The following is a 23,066-nucleotide window of genomic DNA, read 5'->3' on the forward strand; positions in this document are numbered from 1 at the left end:
AGGGAGAACTGAATAAATCAGAGCATCCGCACAGGCCATGGGCGACCAAACCTCGCACTACAAGTGATTAGATTATGTGAGAAAAGGAGAAATCGATCTTTTTTCCTTTTCGTGCTGAACAACGACATGGACGTAGTTATTCAGAGCAACCTTAGTACTGTGTCGGGCCGAAATAGGTCTCGATTGATCCGAATGTTGCCCCGAGCAGCGCAAATGTAATCGAGCCGAAAATGGAGAGGATAATAAATGCTGGAATCGATGCGATGGCCGCTTTCACCATAAATACTACCATCGACATAAACGGCATCTTGATATCCACGATTGTCACCTGATCACTCATGTTTCCACTCCTTCAACATTCAGCCCGCTATGGCGCAGCAATGCATCGACGCTCGGCTTACGGCCCCGGAACGCCACAAAGGCATCCATAATCTCTTTACTACCACCAACAGATAACAACTCTTCGCGCAGACGGGAAGCCGTATCCGCATTCAACACCCCCTCCTCCTCAAATGTGGCATATACATCAGCTGACAATACTTCAGCCCATTTATAGGAGTAATAACCCGCCGCATATCCACCGGCAAAGATATGCGAGAAACTGTTCTGGAACTTATTAAACGCAGGCGGTGCGATAACTGAAACTTCGGCACGTACACGGTCCAGTAATTGCTGCACAGTCTCTTCACCGGCCGGGTCAAACTCGCTATGCAGCAAGACATCAAACAGGGCGAACTCGATCTGGCGCAACATGATCATTGCTGACTGGAAATTCTTTGCCGCCAGCATCTTGTCGAACAAGGAATCCGGCAATGTTTCACCCGTCTCAAAGTGACGCGCAAACAGATCAACGACCTGCCGCTCCCAGCAGAAGTTTTCCATAAACTGACTTGGCAGTTCCACTGCATCCCATGGCACGCCACGGATACCTGATACACCCAACTCGCTTACCGTGGTCAGCATATGATGCAGACCATGACCAAACTCGTGGAACAGTGTTGTTACTTCATCATGTGTCCACAGTGCCGGTTTATCTCCTACCGGCGCATCAAAATTGCATACCAGATAAGCCACCGGCAACTGCAAAGAGCCATCGCATTTACGGCAGCGCACAATGCACTCATCCATCCATGCGCCACCGCGCTTGTGTGCACGCGCATACGGATCAAGATAAAAGGCAGCGATCTGATCTCCGTTCTGACCTGACACTTCAAAATAACGCACACTGTTATGCCATTTTGGCACATCCGTATTCTCTTTGATCGACAAGCCGTACAACTTCTCAACCAGCCCGAACATACCGTTCACAACACTCTGTTCCGGAAAATAGGGTTTCAGCTCTTCCTGAGAAATCGCATAAGTTTTCAGACGTAGCTTTTCTGAGGCATAAGCCACATCCCACGCCTGCAGGTCTTCAATACCCAACTCGGCCGCAGCAAAAGCCTGCAGTTCGGCAAACTCCGCTTGTGCCTGCGGCTTACTCCTTGCTGCCAGCTCACGCAGAAATCCGGTTACTTCATCTACGTCTTCCGCCATTTTGCTGGCCAAAGATGATGCTGCGTAGTGTTCAAATCCAAGCAAATCTGCAGCTTCGCTACGCAGACTCAGAATCTCATCAATCACCGGTCCGTTATCGAGTTCACCCCCGGATGCACGTGTGACATATTCACGGTACATCGTTTCACGCAAACCACGATGCTCTGCAAACTGCATGAACGGCACATAAGACGGGGCGTCGAGTGTAATCAACCAGCCGCCCTCTTTTCCGGATAGCTCAGCACGCTGTGAGGCAGAGGCCAAAACAGATTCAGGTAAACCTGCAACATCCGCCTCATCGCTCAAGTGCAGATCAAAAGCCTGTGTTGCATCAAGCACATGCTGACCGAAAGCTGTTGTTAATTCGGACAGCCGCATCTGGATTGCCTTGAACCGCGCCTTCGCCTCCCCTTCCAACTCAGCGCCGGAAAGTTTAAAATCACGAAGCGCGTGTTCAACCACCTGCCTGCGCTCGGCAGACAGATCGGTGAAATCATGGCGTTCAGCTACTTTGCGAATGGCAGCATAGAGCTCTTCATTCTGGGCCAGTTCACTCGACCACTCGGTCATCTTAGCTACAGCCTGCTGATAAACAGGGCGTAATTCATCCGAATCACATACCGAATTAAGATGCCCGACCGGTCCCCAAACACGCCCCAGGCGCTCATCAATTACTTCAAGCGGAAGCATCAACGAATCCCAGTCGGGATCGCTCTGCTCAATCAGTTCAGATACTGCCTGCCGTGCTTCGGCCAGCACCGCATCAATCGCAGGCAGCACATATTCAGGTTGAATTGCATCAAACAGCGGCAGTTCAGCCGTAATGCTGTCAAGAATCGGATTATCAGTAAGGGAAGTATTTTCAGTCATGCTGGCAAGCTAAATCAGCCAAGCCTGGACGCAAGCCCAGGCATTCTCCGTGAATTCATAAACACTCTCGAATGGCTATCCCTTTGTTCAGGGCATTCAGAGTAAATATTACCGTTTTATTTAAGCGCAGTGATTCCCGACTTTAAGCGAGCCAGTGTTTCATCTTTACCTAGCAGGCCGAGAGTAAGGTCGATCGGCGGTGAAATCGGGCCACCGGCAACCATGATGCGGATCGGCTGAGCCAGTTTACCCATGTTCACGCCTTCGGTTTCACAAATTTCTCCGATCAAAGCATGCGCAGCTTCACCTGAAAAATCTTCCATGGCTTCAATGCGTGCAATAAAGGACTCAAGCAGAGGCCATGTGGTATCCCTGAAATTCTTCTTCACAGCTTTTTCCTGATATGCTGTGGGAGCTTCGTAAAAGAAGCGTGCGCCTTCTGCCAGATCCACCAGGTTTTTAGAACGCTCCTGCAATGAAGCAATCACAGGCTCCAGATCAGGGCCCGCCGACACATCGATCGCCAGCAGACGGCTGACTTCGGCCACCAGGTCCGCAGCTTTTGACTCGCGCAGCCAATGGCCGTTAAGCCAGTCCAGCTTCTGCTGATCAAAACGGGCAGCACCCTTACCAACCTGTGCCAGATCAAACAGTTCAATCAACTGAGCTTCGGAGAACACCTCTTCATCGCCATGTGACCAGCCGAGACGGGCCAGATAATTATTCACTGCATGTGGCAGATAACCCTGTTCGCGGTATTCGGTAATCGCCACGGAACCATGACGTTTGGACATTTTAGCTCCATCAGGACCGTGAATCAGTGGAATATGAGCAAACGCAGGTGGTATCAGGCCGAGTGCTTCATAAAGCTGAATCTGACGCGGTGTATTGTTCAGGTGATCAGAGCCTCGAACAACATGGGTGATTCCCATATCAGCATCATCCACCACTACAGCCAGATTATAGGTCGGCGTGCCATCTGTACGCATGATAATCAGATCATCGAGCTCTTTATTGGGGAAGCAGACATCACCCAGCACCTGATCTTTTACCCAGGTTTCCCCTTCATCAGGAGAGCGGAAACGTACCACATATGGCGCTCCTTCAGGATGCTCTTTACGACTGCGGCAGCGTCCGTCATACATGGCTTTCTGGCCGGCTTCGCGCTGCCCCTCACGCATCTCATCCAGCTCATCTTTGCTGCAATAACATTTATACGCTTTGCCTTGAGCAAGCAGCTTTTCCACCGCGGCTACATGCTGAGCCTCGCGGGCGCTTTGAAAAACGGGCTCACCATCCCAGTCCAGTCCCAGCCATGCAAGACCATCAAGGATTACCTTCGTTGCTTCATCGGTTGAGCGTTCGCGATCAGTATCTTCGATGCGCAGTACAAATTCGCCTCCAAAGTGACGGGCATACAACCAGGCAAACAGCGCGGTACGGGCACCGCCAATATGCAACATGCCGGTTGGTGATGGGGCAAAACGAGTACGAACAGTCATGGGTTCTCCTAAATTCAAAAACGGCGGCGCAGCCTAACCGGAAGTAGCGGCACTGTTAAAGAGTAAAGAGAGATCCATATTTACCTCTGGCGCAAAAAACATAAGAATTCGCTATTACAGCGAGATACTGGGAGAGCATCATGAGCAAAAAGGAACACGATCAGGAAAATCCGCTCAAGCGTTATCTTGGCATTGCTCTGTTTCTCATTGGCTTTCTCATGCTCGGCATGGCCTTTTCAGGCTTTTTTAAGTAACCACCTTCCGCAATCGGTTATTTCGATGCATTAGAAACAATCAGATGCAGATAACGCCCCATATGAAGATAAGGCTCTTTTCTGGCGTACTTCATCTCAATACGCACCACCTCTTCAACATCTCGTGCCTCACGCATTTTGCGATCCATATAATCAAAAACCACACGTACACCGGCGCGACTGAGCACCGGACAATCCCACTCCATCAGCCAGCCCTGAACCTCTTCCAGCGTTAACGGATAATATGGCGTAAGTCCGCCCTCCTCACCCTGCAGCTTATCACTTTCAGCTTTACGCCAGTTGCCGCGAATCAGATTGCGAAACACCAGTGCATCGCGGTTATAAAACATCAGTGAGAGAAAACCATCCGGCCGGATGAATCTCAGCAAGTGCTGCAGAGTCTGTTTCGGCTCTGCCAGCCACTCCAGCACAGCATGAAACAGTATCAGATCAAATTGACCATGCATTTCAGAATCCAAATTCTGTACCGATGCATGGATCATTACCGGCTCCAGTTCCGGTCGTTTTTCCTTAAACAAGGTACGCGTCTCTTCCAGCATTTTTTCAGAAAGATCGGAAAGCACCACCTCATGCCCCATCTCTGCCAGCTTCAACCCCATCTGACCCAATCCGCAACCGGCATCAAGAATACGCAGCGGTTTACCTTCGCTGAGCTGTGGCAAAGTCTGCAACAGATGTTCCCAGACAATGGCAAGACGCACTTCACCCTTGGCACTACCATAGATATTACGTGCAAAACGTTCACTTAAATCATCAAAATTCCGATCTGACTGAATCAAAAGCATGCCTCTTCTTTAGTAATGTGGTCTACGTCCCGGTTAATCCTCGGTTCAGGAGATGGCGGAATTGGCAATCCTGGTCTATAACTATCTGCATCAGGAAGAACAAGATAAACAATGGAATGCATAGAGGGACACCGGATGGGTGTAAACAATGATAATCTCGATGATCTGGACAATTCGTGGAAGCGCAACCCCATGCCAGGGGAGAATGAAGACTTTAAAGGCTCCAACTTTATGATGGTCGCGTTAATCCTCAGTGCAGTAGGCATTCTGGTCGCTATCAATTTCCTCTGATCAAAGAGTCAAACGATCCAAGTGAAAAGGCCTGCACAATTCAGGCCTTTTCGTCTCACGCTATCCGGATCAGATATAAGCCAGCCACTGCTTATGCGCCTCACTGCGACCATGAACCACATCGAAATACTTCTTCTGCAAGACTTCTGTAACAGGTCCGCGTGAGCCACAACCGATGCTGCGGCCATCCAGCTCACGGATCGGGGTAACTTCGGCAGCTGTACCTGTGAAGAAAGCTTCGTCAGCTACATAGACTTCATCGCGGGTAATGCGCTTCACCCGCACCTCATAACCCTCTTCTTTCGCCAATTGCATGACGGTCTGACGCGTAATCCCATCCAGGGCACTGGTCAGTTCAGGCGTGTAAATCACCCCGTCGTAAACCATGAAGAAGTTTTCCCCGGAGCCCTCAGCCACAAAACCATCAACATCTAGTAATAGTGCTTCGTCATAACCATCACGCTGTGCATCGGAGAGAGCCAGCATGGAATTGATATAGTTACCATTGGCTTTGGCCTTACACATTGCAATATTCACATGGTGGCGGGTAAAAGAAGAGGTGCGAATACGAATTCCTTTCTCCAGTGCATCCTGACCCAGATAGGCTCCCCAACTCCATGCGGCAACAATAACATGGGTTTTGAGGTTGTCGGCACGCAGTCCCATACCTTCTGATCCATAAAACACCATCGGGCGCAGGTAAGCCGAATCCAGTCCGTTTTCACGAACTGCCGCCAACTGCGCATCATTCAACTCTTCTTTGCTAAAAGGCATATCCATATTCATAATCTTGGCTGAGCGAAACAGCCTGTCAGTATGCGCCTGCAGTCGGAAAATCGCAGCACCGTCATCAGCATGGTAGGCACGAACACCCTCAAAAACACCCATGCCATAATGCAACGTATGTGTCAGCACATGCACCTTGGCATCACGCCAATCTACCATCTGACCGTCAAACCAAATTAATCCATCACGATCTGCGAAATTCATCGAAACAACTCCAATCCTGCATTTATAATAAAACAGCGCGTAATGTAGCGTCTCACATCGAGCCATGCCATCCTTGAGCGTGCAAAGCGCTTTTGCTGTGCTATCCTCCGGCCATGATCCGTGGAGAGAATTTAAGCAAACGATATGGCGATGTGGATGCAGTAGCATCGACTGATATCCATATTAAGACGGGTGCCATTACTGCAATTATGGGTGGTTCCGGCTCAGGAAAAACCACCCTGCTGCGTCTGCTTTCCGGCCTGGAAATACCCACCACAGGCCACGTCTGGTACGGTGATGAAGATCTGTGCGACATGCCAGACAAACGCCTGTATGAAGTACGCGAAAGCATGGGCATGCTGTTTCAGTATTCAGCCCTGCTGAATTCGCTCAATGTATATGACAATGTTGCATTTCCACTGCATGAACATACCGACCTGGATGAAGATGTGATTCGCACCATGGTTGCCATGAAACTAGAGCAGGTCGGTTTGCGCGGTTTTGAAAACCTGATGCCCTCAGAGCTCTCCGGCGGCATGGCCAAACGCGTGGCTTTCGCCCGTGCCATGGCCATGGATCCCCGAATTGTTTTCTTTGATGAACCCACTTCCGGTCTGGACCCGATCTCTGCTGGTGTTATCAGCACGCTGATACATGATACCTCTAAAATGAATCGGATGACCTCGGTCGTGGTCACCCACGATGTTTCCGCAGGCCTTGCCATTGCAGACCATGTTATCCTGATGTGGCAGGGACGCATTATTGCCAAAGGCCCGCCGGATTCGATCAGGGAGAGCACCGATGAGCGCGTGTGCCAGTTCCTTGAAGGCCGTCCTGATGGGCCAATCCCCTTCTCACGCAGTACAACATCCTATATTGATGACCTGACTCACAGACCGGGTACAGTAAGGCTGGAATCATGAGTAACGAAATGTCTGGTAAATCATCCGCTATATCCATGTTTTTCGGCAGCCTTGGCCGCTATGCCATGCGCGGCATTGAAGAACTCGGTGATGGTACCCGCCTCGGCATGCAGGCCCTGTCACTGTTTTTTGTCCGCCCCTGGCAGGGCAAACATTTCGTTCTACAGCTGTATGCGCTAGGCGTGGGATCACTGGCCATTATCATCATTACCGGTGCCTTTACCGGCATGGTGCTGGCACTACAGGGCTATTACACACTGGCAAAATTCGGTTCGGAATCACTGCTTGGTGCGGGCGTAGGCATGTCGATCATTCGTGAACTCGGTCCTGTGCTTGGCGCGTTCATGATCATCGGGCGGGCGGGCTCCAGTATTACAGCTGAAATTGGCATCATGCGTGTAACTGAACAGACTGATGCGCTGGAAATGATGGCAGTCAATCCCAAGCAGCGCATTTTGCTGCCGCGTATCATTGCCACCACCATTGCCGTTCCCCTGCTGGTATCCATTTTTGATGTGGTTGGTATCGGTTCGGGTTATATCGTGGGTGTTGAACTACTGGGCGTGAATCCCGGCGCGTATATGGCTGAACTCATTGCCAAAATCACCATGCATGATATTTACGGCGGCTGGGTAAAAGCAGTCGTATTCGGATTCATGATCGGCATGATCTGTACCTACATGGGCTATCGTGCCACCCCAACCACTGAAGGTGTTGCCAAAGCAACCACGCAAGCCGTGGTTGTTGCCTCTGTGGGCGTGCTGATCATGGACTATATTTTAACCTCGTTCTACCTGTAATAGGAGTTTGTAATGCAACAGTATAGAAAAGTGGAAATGACTGTCGGCGTATTTGTTTTCCTGGGGCTGGTTGCCATTGCATGGCTGGCTCTGAAAGTCGGCCAGGTCGGTGGTATTGGTGAATCCGGTTACACGCTGACCGCAGACTTCGACGATGCCGGTGGCGTGCGCAAAGGCAGCGACATTATGATGGCCGGTGTCATTATCGGCCGTGTGGATGCGGTCAGCCTGACCGATAACGACCACGCAACCATGATTCTCCGCATCCACGAAGGCGTGGCAATTACTGAAGATGCATTCGCATCGGTGCGCACCAAGGGCATTATCGGTGACCGCTACATCCGTATCACCCAGGGCATGGAAGACGATGCGCTGGTCGCAGGCAGTGAAATTGAAGAGACCGAATCAGCCATCAACATTGAAGATCTGATCAGCAAGTATATTTTCAGCGGCAAGGAGTAATCATTCCGCTTCGCCGCCGCATCCATGCATTCTATGATGCACTATCAAAGGAAAGGAGTTACAGCATGAATTTGATAAAACACAGTATGATCGCACTTTTCACACTCCTGATTGCCATGCCGGCATGGGCAACTGAAAACGCCGCTGGCAGTGAAAACGATCCAAAAACAGTTATTGAAAGCACGGTAAACCAGATTATTCATGTGCTGGATAGTCGTACCGACAAGAGCAAACTGACTACGGCTGACCGGGATGCCATCCGTAACACCGTCGAAGGTAAATTCGATTACATGGCTATGGCCAAACGTAGTCTGGGTAAACCATGGAAAAAGCTCGGCGCGGATGACCACGCTCATTTCACAGATGTATTCCGTGAATTACTGGAGCGTTCTTACGGCAACCGTCTGAATGAATACAAAGGCCAGACAGTGGTGTTTGCCGATGCCGAAATGAAAGGTAAAAAAGCACGTGTCGAGTCGACCGTCATCGATGGCACGCGTGAAACTCCCGTTGAATATCGCCTGCATCAAACCAAAACCGGCTGGCAGGTATATGACATTCGTATCGAAGGCACCAGCATGGTGCGCACCTTCTATCAGGATTTCAAATCAACACTGGATGCGGGTGGTTATGCGGGCCTGCTCAAAACACTCGAAGATAAAATCGCCAAGCTGAAAGAAAAAGACCAGAGCTGACCGAGATAAAACACTCCGCCATGAAAGGCGAACTGGTTAAACGCGCGCTGGCATCTTGCCGGCGCGTCTTCCTGCTACTGCTACTGGCAATCACTGTAGCGGGCAGTTGGGTATACTGGCAATCTCCTACGCTCGACTCGCTACGTCCGAGCATCGAGCAATATCTTGCCCAGAACCTTGAACTCAAAAAGGTACAATTGGGTGGTCTGTCATGGTACTGGGCCGGGCATTTGTGGCTACGTTCCGACAAACTGGACTTCATCAACAGCCAGGAAGACGTCGCATTTCATGATGGCGGTGTTGCCGTACGACTGCCACTCTCTTCCCTGCTCACCGGAGCCATTCAACCTGATCGCATTCGCCTCAATGGCGGCACACTGAACCTGCGTCATAATGCGGAGTCCAGCGCTCCGATTCCTGCCGAGCAGATTATTCTCGAAGATGTCACCTTAAACTGGTCCTATAAAGAGATGCACGGCTCGCTGCCCGGACTTCGTCTAACACTTGATGGTGACAGCAGCAAGCTTGATGCGGTTTCATCTGTACTGTCCCTGCATGCGCAGCTTGATTCGGATGGCCTGCCTAAACAGCTGACTATGTCCTGCAGTCATATTAACTGGCTACCGGAAAAGATGCGCCAGCAGATGCAAGGCAGCCCCAGAATCAACATAAAACTGCAAAGAACTTCGCAACACGATTGGCATATCCTCGCGTCAGCGCAGTCAGCGCAGCCTGTAACCCTTTTCCCCGAAACTATTTATGCCTATAGCCTGAACCGCATCGAAACAGAGATGAATATCAGGATGAAGCAGCTTGAGCCCATCCAGCTGGAACAAGTAGATATCAGCAAAGTCTTCTGGGCGCTGGGCGACAACAGCATCTCAGCAAATGGCAAATGGCATGAGGGCCGATTAACTGCATCCGCGACATCCGATCAGCTGGCCATGCCGTTAATCTGGTCTTGGTTACGCCCGCTTGGCGATGAAGCATGGCAAAACTGGCTCTCCATGATGCAGGCAGGGTCAGCCAAACAGATCAAAGGACAGCTATCGTTGACATGGCAGAACCCATTGTCTTCGCTGCCCACATCTGATGCATGGAAAAATATGCAGTACCAACTTGCAGCAGAGATTGAACAAACCGACATCGCCCTGGGGCTCTCCGAAGACTTTCTTCTGCAGACCCATGCCAGTGTAAAACTCAATCAGAGCGGACTGAATGCCGACATTATTGATGCCGAACTACCCAGACAGCTTGGCCACTCAACCGGCAGCCTGTATATCCCATGGCAGACGCTGGAGCTTCATGTTTCAGGACAATCCGATGTCGATGTCGCATCCTTATTGCGCTGGTTCGGGCCGAGCCATATCTCTGACTGGCAGTGGGGTCAGGCTAAAGCAAGCAGTACTTTTGAGCTGATTTGGGATCCCAGTCAACCGGAACCTGCACAGGCCACAGCAACACTGAACCCTATTGGTGACTGGAATGTATCCATCCATGATGCAGCGCTAAAGCTCTCAACCGGATCTGCGCAATGGGACCAGCAACATGGCTTGAATATTTCCGGCATGCATTTTCAATCCGAGCACATGCAAGGAACGCTATCGCTGAGTACAGCAGCCGGTGCAGATGGTAACTGGCGCATTACCGAAATGGATGCCAAAGGCGAGAGCGATTTTTCTGCAGTAGCCGCCCACTTTCAATTGCCCGTATCAGATGCAGACGGCACGATCAAAACAGAACTACATTTTGATAAAACATGGTCAGGTCATATCGATATGACAGCTGCCGGATGGCAGCATCTTCTGGGCTCCAGCAAAGATGCAGGGGAAGCCTATCGCATCAATTTTGCAGGTGATGTGGAACTCAATGAGGCGATACCAACCATCCATATGACAAAGCTGGAAAGCGAAGGTGCAGCCCTTCTCATTCACAGCGGCATTGTGAAAATCAACCGCGATGCATTCAGCCTTTATCTGAATGATCTGCACACCCCTTCATTCAGTGGCTCTCTGGATATCAGAATTCCCTTCGCCGACACACCCTGGTCTTTATCAACAAAAGTGCGTTACTTAAATCGTAATGCCCTGCCTGAAGCACTTGATCATCCGGATCAACTTATTGAGCAATCTTGGATTTTAACCGCTGATATTGAACGCTTCGACTGGAATGATGCACAGATGAATGGTGTAAGTATCAAGCTGGCTTCAGCCAAAAACAGTCTTGGCCGGCTCAAAGCAAAAAAAATAAGCACCGCACAACTGAACATCACTGATGTAGATGCCATATTCTCGCTTCCCGGCAAAGGCACAGTGGATTTGCGCAAACTGTCCGCTCATGTTGAAAAACAAACCCTTACCATGTCCGCCACACTCACACCCGAAAGCGAGGGCGGCATGCACTGGCGTGGATTTGCCGAATTGGGCGGTGACTTCGGGCATTTGATGAAATTCGGCGATCTATCCAAACGCTTCAGTAATGGCGATGGTCACCTGCTATTTTCAGGTCAGGGCATCATTCTCAAGAATCAGCCCTGGTGGCAAGGCATTGATGGCAGACTGAGATTACGCGTGGATGATGGGAGAATTCTGGAGGGCGGCACGCTTACAACACTACTGGCTGCATTCAACCTTACAGAATTATACAAGCTGCTGCTGGGGCAACGTAAGGACCTCTCAGGACCGGGCATCATGTATGAACGCCTGCAGATGGAAGCCATTATGCAAAATCAGAATATCCAGATTAGAAATGTTGCCCTGAGATCATCTGCATTTGATCTCGTGGGTCAGGGAACTATGGATATCAATCAAGCGAACATCGATCTCTATCTGGTTGCGCAACCGCTCCAGAATCTGGATGCATTGCTGGCTAAAATACCGCTGCTCCGCGACCTTCTCGGCGGCAAATCACACAGCCTGATGCGAAAGATTTATCATATGCATGGGCCATTCACCGATGCTCAGGTTGAGGCTGTGAGCGCCGAAGATGCAGGACTCGCCTCCCCCGGCATTGTTGAACGCCTTTTCAATCTTCCCACAGAGTGGTTCGGCTCTTAAGCCTACGCTTCTCAAATGCATGCATCAGGGAAAGCCCGGCTTTTTCAACACACCTCATGAACATACAATGTGACAGATCTCACTTGTCTTTCCTGACAATCAGCATATAAAGTCAACATGGAATCGCAGCGCAACATGATGATGCAGCTTCACAAACGAGCCGACCGGGTCGGCACCATTAGCCTGCACATGTTTTCCGAGCTGCGCCGCATCTTCCAGATGACCTTATCCATTCTGGTCGTTGGGCTGCGAATGTCCTGGCTATCCAAGCCGGCTGTCACCAATGTCGCGTTCAGACAGATTTATTTTACAGGTGTGCAGGGCTTGCCCTGGGTTATACTGGTTGCGCTGGGCGTGGGAGTCCTGGCCGTTTATAACATCGTTGATTTTGCCAAAAGTATACAGGACATGTCTCTGATCGGACGCCTGATTTCAAACCTGCTGGTGCAGGAAGTCGCCCCGCTGATTGTCACCATCCTGCTTCTCTCCCGTTCCGGTGTCGCTGTAGTGACGGAACTGGGTACCATGCACGTGCGCGGCGAAGACCTGGCACTGCGCAGCATGGGGATCAGTGTGCAGGAATACCTGCTGTGGCCTCGCCTGATGGCATTTACCCTGTGCGGCCTGATCCTGACTTTCGTCTTTGTGTTTGTATCAATCTGGCTGGGCGGACTGCTTGTTTCACTCAGTTATGAAATCAACTTCATAGACTTCCTGATTGAAGTCAGGAAAGGCACCAGCTTTAATGAACTGCTTATCCTCATCTTCAAGGGATCACTGTATCCCATGCTCAGTGCCATCATGCTACTGAACCGGGGCTGCCATGTTGGCCGTGAACCCAACCTGATCCCGGTACATGCAACACAGGGTGTATTGGGAGCTCTGATGCTAATACTGATGAGTGATGCCTTCATCGCCATCATACAGGCGCTGGCATGAGTGATGTATTGCATTGGGATGAGCTGCACCTTGGACACACCCTCATTCCGGCATCACATGTGGCCCACGGTGAATTTGTCCGTCTGGTGATGAACTACCCATGCCAGTATGCATTTATGCAACATATGTTTTCTCCCTGCGACGAATCATGTGCCGACAACTGGAAAATGTGGCTTCAAACAGATAGCGGACTTCAGATGTCGGGAAGTCGGGAGTTCAGCATGTCCGTCGGCAGCATGATTCGTCATCGTGGCCTTATTGCCAACCTGAGCCTGCGGGAAAACCTGCTACTGCCATTCCTGTATCACGAAAACCATACCCGCCTTGAACAGGCCGCAGATGAACTGGTGGATGTTGCCAACCTGATCGGTCTCACTGCAGCACTGGATGAAAAGGCCGGCGAACGCACCACATTCACCCACGCGCTGATTAGCCTGGGACGCTGCCTGCTGATAAAACCAGCCATTATCGTAGCGCAGGAGGTGCATATCGGCATGCCTCCTGAACATTTGGAACAGTTTAAAGATATTAGCATGAGCGCTCTTCAGCGATTAGGGTCAGGTCTGCTTTATCTGACTGCCAGCCCTGAAGAGGGCTCTGGCCTGGATTATGCTCGTACGCTGACAGTCAAAGCCGAACACAAAGACATTCAGAGCAGGAAAGGAGAATAAGTGGCCGAATTTGTTGCAAATGTCAGACGTCAGGTCGGTTGGTTTGTCTTACTCGGCATAGGCACCATTGTCGCCATTATCCTCGCTGTCAGCCTGCAAAGCGATCTGTTTGCGAAAAAGTTTCAACTATACTTCTCTCCACCATCAGCTGCATCCTTCTACGAAGGTCAGGCCATCAAGTTTCAGGGTTTCACCGTTGGCCGCATCAAAGCGATGGATCTGCAAGATGACGGCACCGTTCGCATCACCCTGAATCTGCTGGAGCGTTATCATCCCATGCTACATGAGGGCGCTATAGTTCACCTGGTCAGAGAAGGGCTGATTGGAGAACAAACGCTTGAAATCACCTCCGGTGATTCTGAAAAACCTGTTGTACAACCCGGACAGGTCATCACATACGAAACTGCCGCCACCATTGAACAACTGCTGCAGGATATAAAACCAGCCGTGGAAAATGCTAACACCTTGCTGCAAGAGCTGTCTGAGCTCGCCACATGGCTGAATGACCCGAACAGCGACTTCCGCCAGATGGGAGCACGTTTTAACGCCCTCAGTCAGGATCTGAACCGTGAAAATGTAGGCAAACTGGTTGTGAATCTAGCAGAGATACTGGAAAACCTGCAGAGCCTCACCAAAGACCTGAAAGACAGCCATGTTGGTGAACAACTGGCTAAATCGCTGCATTCAACGTCACAGATATTATCTGACCTGAGACCCCTGACTCAACAGATTTCCAAAGAGGGACCGGAAAGCCTGAAACGTATTAACAGCCTGATTAATCACGTGAATAAGCTGTCCAAATCTCTCGATTCGGTAGCTTCAGACCTTTCCGAACTGACACCTGAACTACCGGGTCTAGCACGTGAATCCCGCGTCACCATCGCAGAAATGCAGCAACTCCTGAAAGCACTGCAAAACTCATGGTTGGTCGGCGGGAAAGCTCAACCTGCGCAGGATGATGAACGGTCTGTAGCACCTCCAGTGCTGGAGATGCAGCCTTGAGACAGCGTCTATCCCTCTCACGCAGTGCTGCATACCTGCTCTCTCTACTGCTCATTGGGCTGTTATGCTCATGCGCCGGGCGAAGCAGCCATAAGATTGCCGAACCAGAGAACCCTTATATCCTGAAGGCCAACAATCATATCCAGAACGGCTTAGCCGCCATGAAGTATGAGCGCTGGCAATCTGCTGAGCGTTCTTTCAAGCTGGCACTCACCTCATCGCAACTGTCAGATGACATCCATCTCGTATCCCACGCCTGGTATAATCTGGCCATCGTACGCACTGCATTAAAGAATATAGCCGGTGCAGAGAAAGCTTACTTGCGGGTTATTGAGCTCACCGACCGCCATCATGATTCCAATATGCATATGCGTGCCAGACTGGCACTTGCCCTGATGCAGCAACGTGAAGCAAAACTTCCGGATTCATTCAACCTGCAACAGTTTCCAGCGAGCCTGTTTACAGCCGGTCAGTGGCCAGCAGATATTCGCCTGCAGGCAGCACGTCTGGCGCAACTGATGCAACAAACATCTTTGGCAAAACAGGGTTATCTGACTGTCACCTCCGAGACAGAAAATAAACAGAATCTGTTGAAAATGAAAGCTGAGGCCCATATGGGGCTTGCGCTTCTGGCCAGATCCGAGAGCAAGTATGGGAACAGTCTGGCCGAAAGTGAACAGACACTGGTTTATTGCCGCAAGATTGGCGCCCCGCGTCTGACTGCGCATGCCCTGCTGCTACAGGGCCAACTTACGATCATCGAAAAAGCTGCGCGTCAGGACAGACTGGAGCGCGCACTAAGCATATACACTGCCCTCAACAGTCATGCAGGACAAAAACAGGTTCTCACAGCACTCATCAACATCAGTCCGCCAGGAAAAGGCTCAGCCCTGCAGTTGCGTTTACAGCAGCTCGAAGACAAGCTTGGCAAAGCAAGCGAAAAGGATACAAACTTTTCGAGCGCAAAAGAGGATCATTGATGGTAGCCCCCTGTATTCAAGACGTGAGCTTTTCCGAAAAAGAAAGCAGTCATGTCGGAAAATTATGCCTGCAGCTGAACTGCAATAGCGATTGCATCCATGTGCTTCGTTCCATGGTTGCGGTAATGACCGCTCGTGCCGGTATGGATGAGTTACGCAGCAACAGGGTTGCCATTGCTGTCGACGAACTGTTTGCCAATATTGCAACCCACGCATATGGCGGCAAGGCCGGTCGCGTGGAGATGGAAACCTGTATCTGCAACGAGTCAGATCGAGGGCCTGTACTGATCTTCGATTTTCGAGACTTTGCCTCCGTGGTATGGAGCGGTGATATCAAGGCCGCCGCAAACCATGAACCGGATCCTGCAAACCTTACCCCGGGCGGACTTGGCTTGAGACTGATCTGCAAGGTGTCGGATCACTGCGAACATGAAAGTCTTGAAGACGGCAACCACTGGCGCCTGATATTTAACATCAATGATGGAGAACAAAATGGATGTAACGCTTAATTTCGAACGTGAAGACAAGGATGATACGCATGTGTTATTACGCGTTATCGGTGACGTCACCATTCATACTTCCACGCGATTACGGGAACAGCTAAAACCTCTGTTTACGACGAAAATGCAGGAGATTCACGTCACACTCGAGCAGGTGGACTTCATGGACTCATCCGGTATCGCCACACTGGTGGAGGGCTTGCAATGGTCCAGACTTACCGGTGGTCGTTTTGTACTCTCCGGACTCAGGGACAACGTCAAAGACGTATTCTCGCTAGCCAAACTGGATACCGTATTTGATATCGAGGATAATACCACAGCATGAGTTTTTCCGATATGCGCGCCTTTACAGCTGAACTGGAAAAGCGAGGCCTGCTTAAACGTATCACAACAGAGATAAGCACCGAACTGGAGATCACCGAAATCTCGGATCGGGTACTGCGCGCCGGAGGCCCTGCCCTTCTGTTTGAAAACGTTAAAGACTCGAACATGCCTGTGCTGACCAATCTGTTTGGTACTGCCGAACGCATTGCGCTCGGCATGGGCCGGGAATCGGCTGAGGAACTGCGCGATATTGGTGAACTGCTCGCTTATCTGAAAGAGCCCGAACCTCCGAAGGGTTTACGCGATGCCTGGGACAAGTTCCCTATTCTGAAAAAAGTCATGCATATGCAGCCCAAAGTCACGAAAAAGGCAGCCTGGCAGGAAGTGGTTATGCAGGGGGATGATGTTGATCTGTATCAACTCCCTATTCAGCGCTGCTGGCCGGAAGATGCGGCACCACTGCTCACATGGGGACTGGTAGTTACCAGGGGGCCGAACAAAGATCGCCAGAATCTCGGCATTTACCGCCAACAACTGATAGGCAAAAACAAGCTGATCATGCGCTGGCTCAAACATCGCGGTGGTGCTCAGGATCACCTGGAAGCAAAAAAATCAGGGGCCGAGCGCTTCCCTTGCGCGGTTGTGATCGGTGCAGATCCGGCCACAATACTGGCTGCAGTGACGCCAATCCCGGATACGCTGTCCGAATACCAGTTCGCTGGGCTTCTGCGTGGTGAAAAAACAGTGTTAACAAACTGCCTGAGCATAGATATGCAGGTGCCTGCATCTGCCGAAATTGTGCTTGAAGGTTATGTCTCCCTTGATGAATATGCTGAAGAAGGTCCTTTTGGTGATCATACCGGTTACTATAACGAAACAGAAATGTTCCCGGTGTTTACCGTTGAGTCTGTCAGCATGCGGCGTGACGCTATCTACCACTCCACGCACACGGGCAAACCGCCTGATGAACCGGCTATACTGGGACTGGCATTCAATGAAGTGTTTGTACCGATCCTGAAAAAACAGTTCCCTGAAATTGTCGATTTTTACCTGCCTATGGAAGGTTGCTCCTATCGCATGGCCATAGTATCGATCAACAAAGGTTATGCGGGGCATGCCAAACGGGTGATGTTCGGTATCTGGTCATATTTAAGGCAGTTCATGTATACCAAATTCATTATCGTTGTGGATGCGGATATCGATTGCCGGGACTGGAATGAAGTGATCTGGGCGATCACAACGCGTTGTGATCCGGTTCGCGATTTTACCATGGCTGAACATACACCGATTGATTATCTCGATTTTGCATCTCCGGTGGCAGGACTCGGCTCCAAGGTTGGCATCGATGCAACCAATAAATGGCAAGGTGAAACGGACCGCGAATGGGGCCGTCCGATTGTCATGGATGAGGATGTGAAAAAGCGCATAGACGATTTATGGCCGGAACTCGGGCTCTGATTCACAGCTCATGACAGGCAAACAGGCTTAAACGATGGTTACGAAACTGAAAGGTCCACTTCTCATCGCTGCCCTGCTTATCACCGCAGTACTCTCATACCTGCTACTAACCAACACTGAATACAACGATTTGAATGCTGACGGATTGGCACAAGGCAAAGCTGCTTTCAATCAGGGTGATTTCGATGAGGCGGCAGAATGGTTTCGTCAGGCTGCCAAGCTCGGCAATCAGGAAGCGCAATTCCATCTGGCCATGTTGTACCGCGATGGCAAGGGCGTAGAGCGCGATGATGCACAAGCTCTACGCTGGCTGAAACTTGCCGCAGCCCAGGACCACCTGAAAGCTCAATATGAACTGGCCAAGCTGCTTGAAACCGGCCGTGGTGTAGACATGGCCGATCCTGTCGGTGCTGCTCACTGGTATCGCAAAGCTGCCGAACACAATCTGGCCGCCGCCCAGCTTCGTCTGGCCATGCTCTATGCTGACGGACGGGGTGTAAAAAAAGATGAAGCACTCGCACTGGACTGGGCGATCAGGTCAGCCAAAGCCAACAACACTGAAGCCGATTCTTTTAAGCAACAAATGATCAACAAGGTGAAAAACAAGGCATCCCATGGTGATGCAAAAGCCCAGTTTGTACTGGCCCGACTCTATCAACGCGGTGAAGGCATCCATGAAGATGTGAAATCTGCAGAACAGTGGTTAAGGGCAAGTGCAGCCAGTGGCAATGCCGAGGCGCAATTCCATCTTGCCAATTTGCTGATTAAACAAGCCGCAGGAGCAAGCGAAGCATCGCGCTGGTATCTCGCAGCGGCGAAACAGAATCATCTGCTGGCTGCAGCAGCCATCGGCACCATGTTTGCGACAGGTATGGGCACTGTGCAAAACAGTAAAGATGCGTTGTTATGGTTACACAAGGCAGCAGATGCAGGCATTACCCATGCGCAAACCAATCTCGGCATTCTCTATGACGAGAACAAGGGTTTTGAGCATGATGACAAACAAGCAGTTCAATGGCTTCAAAAAGCAGCCGATCAGAATCAGAGCAAAGCCATGAACAATCTGGCTGCCATGTATCTGCAGGGCAGAGGTGTAGACCGTGATCTGAAAAAAGCCTATACACTGTTCAAGGCAGCCGCCAAAGAAGATGGCCGGGCACAATATAATCTCGCGCTGTTATATCTGCGCGGCGTTCATGTCATGCACAATGATGAACTCGCCGCAGAATGGCTCTTAAAAGCCGAGGCCAGCGGAAACCAGCAATCTCAAATCCTGCTGGGGCTGCTGTATCATCTTGGCCGTGGTGTCCTGTATAATGAGAAACAGGCTATTCACTGGTACAGCAAAGCCACATCTCTGGGCGACACTGATGCCACATTCAATCTCGCCATCCTGCATTATAAGGCAGGTGATTATAAAAAAGCTTATACACTGTTTTTACAGTCAGCAGATGCAGGCGACAACGAGGCTCGTAATATTATCGGCCTGATGTATCAACAGGGACAAGGCGTTGATTATGACTTGAGCAAAGCTGCCTCATCGTTCGAAGAAGCAGCCCGACAGGGGTATGCTCCCTCACAGTTCAATCTGGCCAATCTTTATCGTAAAGGCGAAGGTGTTGAACAAATCGATAAAAAGGCAGTGCACTGGTATCAACAGGCTGCAGCTCAGAAATATGCGCAGGCCCAGAATTCTCTGGCTTATATGTACGCCCTTGGCCGCGGTGTGAAAACTGATCGACATATGGCCGAAGCATGGTTTAAAAAAGCGGCTGAGCAGGGGTTAAGTATTGCCATGCAGAATCTCAACCTGCTCAGGCAGAAGCAGAGCAGTTTCACACTGGCAAGCCAGAGCATAGACATTCAGATTCGCGCCACAATTCTCGATGAACAGCCTTTCAATCTCGAACAACGACTGGATGTCTACCGCATGCCGGAACTGCAATAAGCGTCAGCCATATCTCACTGCGCCGATGCAGCCCTGCTGGAGATAAATACCCGGAATGATACTGTCTTTATTCCGCTGCAGGATTTGCTTCGGCCAACTTCAAATCAGCCAGTGCTGCCGCAGCAGCGGTCGACAGACCATTACCGATAGTGCTGCCGTTCTCTTCTGGCGAGGGGCTCAGGGCAAACTGCTGCTCAACGGCAGCGCGGTAGGTACGTGTGACATCTGAGCTGTTCATCTTGACCTCCAGCGCCACTTTAACCCCCACCTTGCTTTTGAACATTTCTCGCTCACTTGAATATGTAATGGACTGAATACGGACCAGCATGCCATTGGCGTGATCGGGGTTAAAAGGAACAACCTGATAACCGGCAGCTTTCAAGGAAGAAGTCATGTGTGCATATAGTGATGCTGCCACATCAGATGCTGAAACCAGATATTCCCCGTCAACAGCTCGTCCGAATACTGTCTCTTTTCTGCCATCCTCAACCCAGAGCGCAAGCTCGCTCTGACCCCCTACGACAGGTATCGCATCTTTCGGATAGATCACTTCCGTTTTGATTTCACCTGCACAGGCAAGGGCCGGTATCATCAGCGATAGCAACATAATCATCATCGTTCTTTTTACATTCAGCATACTCATACTCTCCAAACACAAGATTACAAACACACTAGCAAGATTTACATTTCATGCAGTGCGAAAAATCACACCCGGCTTCAAGCTCATGGACTAAGCTACCCCCCCTCGCTAAGCTTCGCGCTGTTTTGGGTGCCCGATCAGTCGAAAGACTATGGGTGAAACGGGAAGTCCGGTGCGGGTCTTAATGATCCAATTCCGGCGCAGCCCCCGCTACTGTAGACCTGACAACGCTGTTCAAACCCACTGGGAAACCGGGAAGGAGAACCGCTGCGGATGAAGGTAAGCCAGGAGACCGGCCTGAAATGCGATATGACGGGAAATACCTGCATATCATCGGTTTGATGGCCTCGGAGGGAGGTGTTGCCGGACTGTTGGCTCCCCATCTGCCTCTTCTGATCCGCTTCCCACTCTCCTCTGATCCTGACAACCGCCAAAATACAATATAGCGCGGCGGGCGCGGAGAACACTTTGAAACAGAAACATATACTATGGCTGGCAGCTTGTATGGCAGCCATGCCAACAACAGGCATCGCTCAAACACAGGACCTGGGGCAACTCGATGTCACAAGCAGCAGAATCGAATCGCCTTCGATTCAGTCATCAAAACCAGTTACCATCATCAGCAGAGAAGAGATAGAGGCTTCACATGCGGTAAATGTAGCTGACCTCTTCAAAGGTCAGGCTGGCATTACTGTGCGAGACACTTCCGGCGTTGGTGCTAAAGCGGTGATTGACCTGGGGGGATTCGGGGATTCGGCAGCCTCGAATAAAGTCGTATTGATCGATGGACGTCGTATCAGCAATCCTGATCTGGCAGAAGCAGACTGGACACAGATTCCCATCGATCAGATTGAACGCATTGAAATTTTGCATGGTGCAGGCTCAGTATTGTATGGCGACGGAGCAGTTGGCGGTGTGATCAACATTATCACCCGCATCCCGGAATCCGGCGGCCAGATTGCACTGGGTGGCGGAAGCTTTGGCAGCCAGAATGGCAAAGCACGCATAGGTGCTGATACCGGCAAGGTGCGTCTGGAAGCTAACTTCTCCGGCCAGAAAACCGATGGTTATCGCGATAATAGTAAATATGAGCGCTACGATGCAGGTGCACGTTTTGAGGCCGACATCAGCGATAACATCATGTGGTACGGCAGCGGCAATCATCATACAGACCGCTTCGGTTTGCCCGGAGCGCTGACACAGGCTCAGATCGACACCAATCCAAAGCAGACTCTGAAACCGGATGATTATGGCAGCACCACCGATGATTTCATCAACTCAGGTCTGTTAATCAATGCCGGCCCTGTCGAACTGGATCTCCCTGCTTCATTTCGTCGTCGTGATTCCTCTGCTCATTTTGGAGGCTTATTCCCTTTTGATTCCACAAGTGTGCTGCGCACGGTCTCCATTCGCCCGAAGATGACTGTTTCTCATGAACATGCTGATTTTAATTCGCAACTGATTGCCGGCGCAGATATCGACAAGGTAAAAGGTACGGTTGCCGGTCTTGATGCCAAGCGTGACCGCAGTGGTTATTACGCCCAGTTCACAGTTTCTGATTCTGATAGTAACTATGTTGTTTCAGGTGGCTTTCGCTCCGAGAAAGTAAATGATGCCCTGATCGATGGCACCAGCACTGCTTCCAATCGACTGAATGCCTACGATATAGGTACTTCTATCGGCTTTGGTGATTTTCGACTGCGTCTGAATCATAATCGTTCCATCCGCTTGCCCCGTCTGGATGAGCGTACCGAGTATTTGTTCCCCACATTTGCTCCGAACTTCCGTGCCGATCTCCTGCCTCAGACAGGTATGCATTATAATGCTGCGCTGCGCTATGAGGCGGAATCTGCCTGGCTGGAAGTCTCCTATCAGCATGCCAAGTTGAAACATGAAATTTATCTGGATCCAACCATCGGTTTCTTCGGCACCAACAGTAATTATGTCGATCCAACCCTGCACCGTGTACTAACCATTGCAGGTTTTTGGCATGCCCATGATTTTGCCCAGATCAGCGCCAATTTCACACAGGTTCGTGCCACATTCCAGGGTGGAGCTTTCAGCGGAAATCACATTCCCGGTGTGCCGCAGAGCCGCTTTGGTTTGAATCTGAAATCGGACTGGAGTGAAGCTTTCTCGACCACGCTACACAGTACCTATGTCGGTGCATCCCATCTGATTAACGATCAGTTGAACAGTCGCCCGAAATTAGCCGCTTACTTTTTAGTCGATGCTGCTGCATCCTATCGTTGGCAGGGTGTGGAGGTTTTCGTGCGTGTAGACAATCTGACGAACAAGAAATATATCAGTACAGGCGCTGTTTCACCAAGCGCTGGTACCTTCGGCCTGTACCCCGCTGCAACGATCAGTATCCATGGCGGAGTGAGTTATAACTTCTAGGATCAAACCCATCTGGCCG

General features: G+C 50.6%; 21 protein-coding genes and 1 riboswitch. Of the genes, 15 read left to right on the plus strand and 6 right to left on the minus strand.

Annotated features, from left to right (window positions below; translation table 11 throughout):
* Positions 1 to 151 precede the first annotated feature (151 nt).
* The 4 genes from MMIC_RS02740 to MMIC_RS02755 all read right to left on the minus strand — a co-directional run bounded on the left by MMIC_RS02740 (position 152) and on the right by MMIC_RS02755 (position 4,968).
* Positions 152 to 340, minus strand: coding sequence for a hypothetical protein (locus MMIC_RS02740; protein WP_072658806.1), 189 nt, complete (start codon positions 338 to 340; stop codon positions 152 to 154).
* Positions 337 to 2,406 (minus strand): M3 family metallopeptidase, encoded by a 2,070-nt coding sequence (locus MMIC_RS02745; RefSeq protein ID WP_072658808.1) that lies wholly within the window; start codon positions 2,404 to 2,406, stop codon positions 337 to 339. Before MMIC_RS02745 ends, MMIC_RS02740 begins: the two co-directional genes overlap by 4 nt.
* A gap of 116 nt (positions 2,407 to 2,522) precedes the next feature.
* Positions 2,523 to 3,908: a glutamate--tRNA ligase gene (gltX, locus tag MMIC_RS02750; RefSeq protein WP_072658810.1), complete on the minus strand. Its 1,386-nt coding sequence runs from the start codon at positions 3,906 to 3,908 to the stop codon at positions 2,523 to 2,525.
* Between the two features lie 271 nt (positions 3,909 to 4,179).
* Positions 4,180 to 4,968 carry a methyltransferase domain-containing protein gene (locus MMIC_RS02755; protein ID WP_072658811.1) on the minus strand — a complete coding sequence of 263 codons (789 nt, stop codon included), beginning with the start codon at positions 4,966 to 4,968 and terminating at the stop codon, positions 4,180 to 4,182.
* Between the two features lie 135 nt (positions 4,969 to 5,103).
* Here MMIC_RS02755 and MMIC_RS12675 point away from each other — a divergent pair, with 135 nt between their 5' ends.
* On the plus strand, positions 5,104 to 5,259 hold the full coding sequence (locus tag MMIC_RS12675) for a hypothetical protein (RefSeq protein WP_171966441.1): 156 nt from the start codon (positions 5,104 to 5,106) through the stop codon (positions 5,257 to 5,259).
* A 69-nt stretch (positions 5,260 to 5,328) separates the two neighbouring features.
* Here the strand turns inward: MMIC_RS12675 and MMIC_RS02760 are convergent, their stop codons facing one another.
* Positions 5,329 to 6,249, minus strand: a complete 921-nt coding sequence (locus MMIC_RS02760) for a branched-chain amino acid transaminase (protein WP_072658812.1) — start codon at positions 6,247 to 6,249, stop codon at positions 5,329 to 5,331.
* A gap of 113 nt (positions 6,250 to 6,362) precedes the next feature.
* Between MMIC_RS02760 and MMIC_RS02765 the strand changes: the two genes are divergently transcribed.
* The 13 genes from MMIC_RS02765 to MMIC_RS02825 all read left to right on the plus strand — a co-directional run bounded on the left by MMIC_RS02765 (position 6,363) and on the right by MMIC_RS02825 (position 20,007).
* Positions 6,363 to 7,172, plus strand: coding sequence for an ABC transporter ATP-binding protein (locus tag MMIC_RS02765; protein WP_072658814.1), 810 nt, complete (start codon positions 6,363 to 6,365; stop codon positions 7,170 to 7,172).
* The gene (locus MMIC_RS02770; protein WP_072658815.1) at positions 7,169 to 7,972 is read left to right on the plus strand and encodes an MlaE family ABC transporter permease; all 804 of its coding nucleotides are present in this window, start codon (positions 7,169 to 7,171) and stop codon (positions 7,970 to 7,972) included. The genes MMIC_RS02765 and MMIC_RS02770 overlap by 4 nt, the downstream gene beginning before the upstream one ends.
* A 12-nt stretch (positions 7,973 to 7,984) precedes the next feature.
* On the plus strand, positions 7,985 to 8,434 hold the full coding sequence (gene mlaD / locus MMIC_RS02775) for an outer membrane lipid asymmetry maintenance protein MlaD (RefSeq protein ID WP_072658816.1): 450 nt from the start codon (positions 7,985 to 7,987) through the stop codon (positions 8,432 to 8,434).
* Between the two features lie 65 nt (positions 8,435 to 8,499).
* On the plus strand, positions 8,500 to 9,129 hold the full coding sequence (locus MMIC_RS02780) for an MlaC/ttg2D family ABC transporter substrate-binding protein (RefSeq protein ID WP_072658817.1): 630 nt from the start codon (positions 8,500 to 8,502) through the stop codon (positions 9,127 to 9,129).
* A gap of 20 nt (positions 9,130 to 9,149) precedes the next feature.
* Positions 9,150 to 12,185: an AsmA-like C-terminal domain-containing protein gene (locus tag MMIC_RS02785; RefSeq protein ID WP_072658818.1), complete on the plus strand. Its 3,036-nt coding sequence runs from the start codon at positions 9,150 to 9,152 to the stop codon at positions 12,183 to 12,185.
* A gap of 117 nt (positions 12,186 to 12,302) precedes the next feature.
* On the plus strand, positions 12,303 to 13,124 hold the full coding sequence (locus MMIC_RS02790; RefSeq protein ID WP_072658820.1) for an MlaE family ABC transporter permease: 822 nt from the start codon (positions 12,303 to 12,305) through the stop codon (positions 13,122 to 13,124).
* Entirely contained in the window at positions 13,121 to 13,795 is a 675-nt protein-coding gene (locus tag MMIC_RS02795) for a hypothetical protein (protein WP_072658822.1), read from the plus strand. The genes MMIC_RS02790 and MMIC_RS02795 overlap by 4 nt, the downstream gene beginning before the upstream one ends.
* Complete coding sequence (locus MMIC_RS02800) at positions 13,796 to 14,797, plus strand: MlaD family protein (RefSeq protein ID WP_072658823.1); 1,002 nt, start codon at positions 13,796 to 13,798, stop codon at positions 14,795 to 14,797.
* Complete coding sequence (locus MMIC_RS02805) at positions 14,794 to 15,777, plus strand: hypothetical protein (protein ID WP_072658825.1); 984 nt, start codon at positions 14,794 to 14,796, stop codon at positions 15,775 to 15,777. Before MMIC_RS02800 ends, MMIC_RS02805 begins: the two co-directional genes overlap by 4 nt.
* A gap of 23 nt (positions 15,778 to 15,800) precedes the next feature.
* Positions 15,801 to 16,286, plus strand: a complete 486-nt coding sequence (locus MMIC_RS02810; protein ID WP_227819320.1) for an ATP-binding protein — start codon at positions 15,801 to 15,803, stop codon at positions 16,284 to 16,286.
* A complete protein-coding gene (locus tag MMIC_RS02815) occupies positions 16,270 to 16,602 on the plus strand; it encodes an STAS domain-containing protein (RefSeq protein ID WP_072658829.1) in 333 nt (110 codons plus the stop codon). Before MMIC_RS02810 ends, MMIC_RS02815 begins: the two co-directional genes overlap by 17 nt.
* Complete coding sequence (gene ubiD, locus MMIC_RS02820) at positions 16,599 to 18,059, plus strand: 4-hydroxy-3-polyprenylbenzoate decarboxylase (RefSeq protein ID WP_072658830.1); 1,461 nt, start codon at positions 16,599 to 16,601, stop codon at positions 18,057 to 18,059. Before MMIC_RS02815 ends, ubiD begins: the two co-directional genes overlap by 4 nt.
* 34 nt (positions 18,060 to 18,093) lie before the next feature.
* Complete coding sequence (locus tag MMIC_RS02825; RefSeq protein WP_072658832.1) at positions 18,094 to 20,007, plus strand: tetratricopeptide repeat protein; 1,914 nt, start codon at positions 18,094 to 18,096, stop codon at positions 20,005 to 20,007.
* Between the two features lie 67 nt (positions 20,008 to 20,074).
* On the opposite strand, the gene MMIC_RS02830 is transcribed toward MMIC_RS02825, so the two are convergent.
* Entirely contained in the window at positions 20,075 to 20,644 is a 570-nt protein-coding gene (locus MMIC_RS02830; RefSeq protein ID WP_072658833.1) for a YajG family lipoprotein, read from the minus strand.
* A 113-nt stretch (positions 20,645 to 20,757) separates the two neighbouring features.
* Positions 20,758 to 20,961, plus strand: a riboswitch (cobalamin riboswitch).
* A 154-nt stretch (positions 20,962 to 21,115) separates the two neighbouring features.
* Between MMIC_RS02830 and MMIC_RS02835 the strand changes: the two genes are divergently transcribed.
* A complete protein-coding gene (locus MMIC_RS02835; protein WP_072658835.1) occupies positions 21,116 to 23,047 on the plus strand; it encodes a TonB-dependent receptor in 1,932 nt (643 codons plus the stop codon).
* Positions 23,048 to 23,066: the final 19 nt, after the last annotated feature.

The sequence above is a fragment of the Mariprofundus micogutta genome (assembly GCF_001895085.1).
GTDB lineage: Bacteria > Pseudomonadota > Zetaproteobacteria > Mariprofundales > Mariprofundaceae > Mariprofundus > Mariprofundus micogutta.

Excerpts from the sequence above, each read along its gene's own strand:
- MMIC_RS12675 (WP_171966441.1), top strand. The coding sequence starts at position 5,104 with ATGGGTGTAAACAATGATAATCTCGATGATCTGGACAATTCGTGGAAG.
- MMIC_RS02765 (WP_072658814.1), top strand. The coding sequence starts at position 6,363 with ATGATCCGTGGAGAGAATTTAAGCAAACGATATGGCGATGTGGATGCA.
- MMIC_RS02785 (WP_072658818.1), top strand. The coding sequence starts at position 9,150 with ATGAAAGGCGAACTGGTTAAACGCGCGCTGGCATCTTGCCGGCGCGTC.
- MMIC_RS02780 (WP_072658817.1), top strand. The coding sequence starts at position 8,500 with ATGAATTTGATAAAACACAGTATGATCGCACTTTTCACACTCCTGATT.
- MMIC_RS02790 (WP_072658820.1), top strand. The coding sequence starts at position 12,303 with ATGGAATCGCAGCGCAACATGATGATGCAGCTTCACAAACGAGCCGAC.
- MMIC_RS02815 (WP_072658829.1), top strand. The coding sequence starts at position 16,270 with ATGGATGTAACGCTTAATTTCGAACGTGAAGACAAGGATGATACGCAT.
- ubiD (WP_072658830.1), top strand. The coding sequence starts at position 16,599 with ATGAGTTTTTCCGATATGCGCGCCTTTACAGCTGAACTGGAAAAGCGA.
- MMIC_RS02770 (WP_072658815.1), top strand. The coding sequence starts at position 7,169 with ATGAGTAACGAAATGTCTGGTAAATCATCCGCTATATCCATGTTTTTC.
- MMIC_RS02755 (WP_072658811.1), bottom strand. The coding sequence starts at position 4,968 with ATGCTTTTGATTCAGTCAGATCGGAATTTTGATGATTTAAGTGAACGT.
- gltX (WP_072658810.1), bottom strand. The coding sequence starts at position 3,908 with ATGACTGTTCGTACTCGTTTTGCCCCATCACCAACCGGCATGTTGCAT.
- MMIC_RS02745 (WP_072658808.1), bottom strand. The coding sequence starts at position 2,406 with ATGACTGAAAATACTTCCCTTACTGATAATCCGATTCTTGACAGCATT.
- mlaD (WP_072658816.1), top strand. The coding sequence starts at position 7,985 with ATGCAACAGTATAGAAAAGTGGAAATGACTGTCGGCGTATTTGTTTTC.
- MMIC_RS02760 (WP_072658812.1), bottom strand. The coding sequence starts at position 6,249 with ATGAATTTCGCAGATCGTGATGGATTAATTTGGTTTGACGGTCAGATG.
- MMIC_RS02830 (WP_072658833.1), bottom strand. The coding sequence starts at position 20,644 with ATGCTGAATGTAAAAAGAACGATGATGATTATGTTGCTATCGCTGATG.
- MMIC_RS02740 (WP_072658806.1), bottom strand. The coding sequence starts at position 340 with ATGAGTGATCAGGTGACAATCGTGGATATCAAGATGCCGTTTATGTCG.
- MMIC_RS02795 (WP_072658822.1), top strand. The coding sequence starts at position 13,121 with ATGAGTGATGTATTGCATTGGGATGAGCTGCACCTTGGACACACCCTC.
- MMIC_RS02825 (WP_072658832.1), top strand. The coding sequence starts at position 18,094 with ATGGTTACGAAACTGAAAGGTCCACTTCTCATCGCTGCCCTGCTTATC.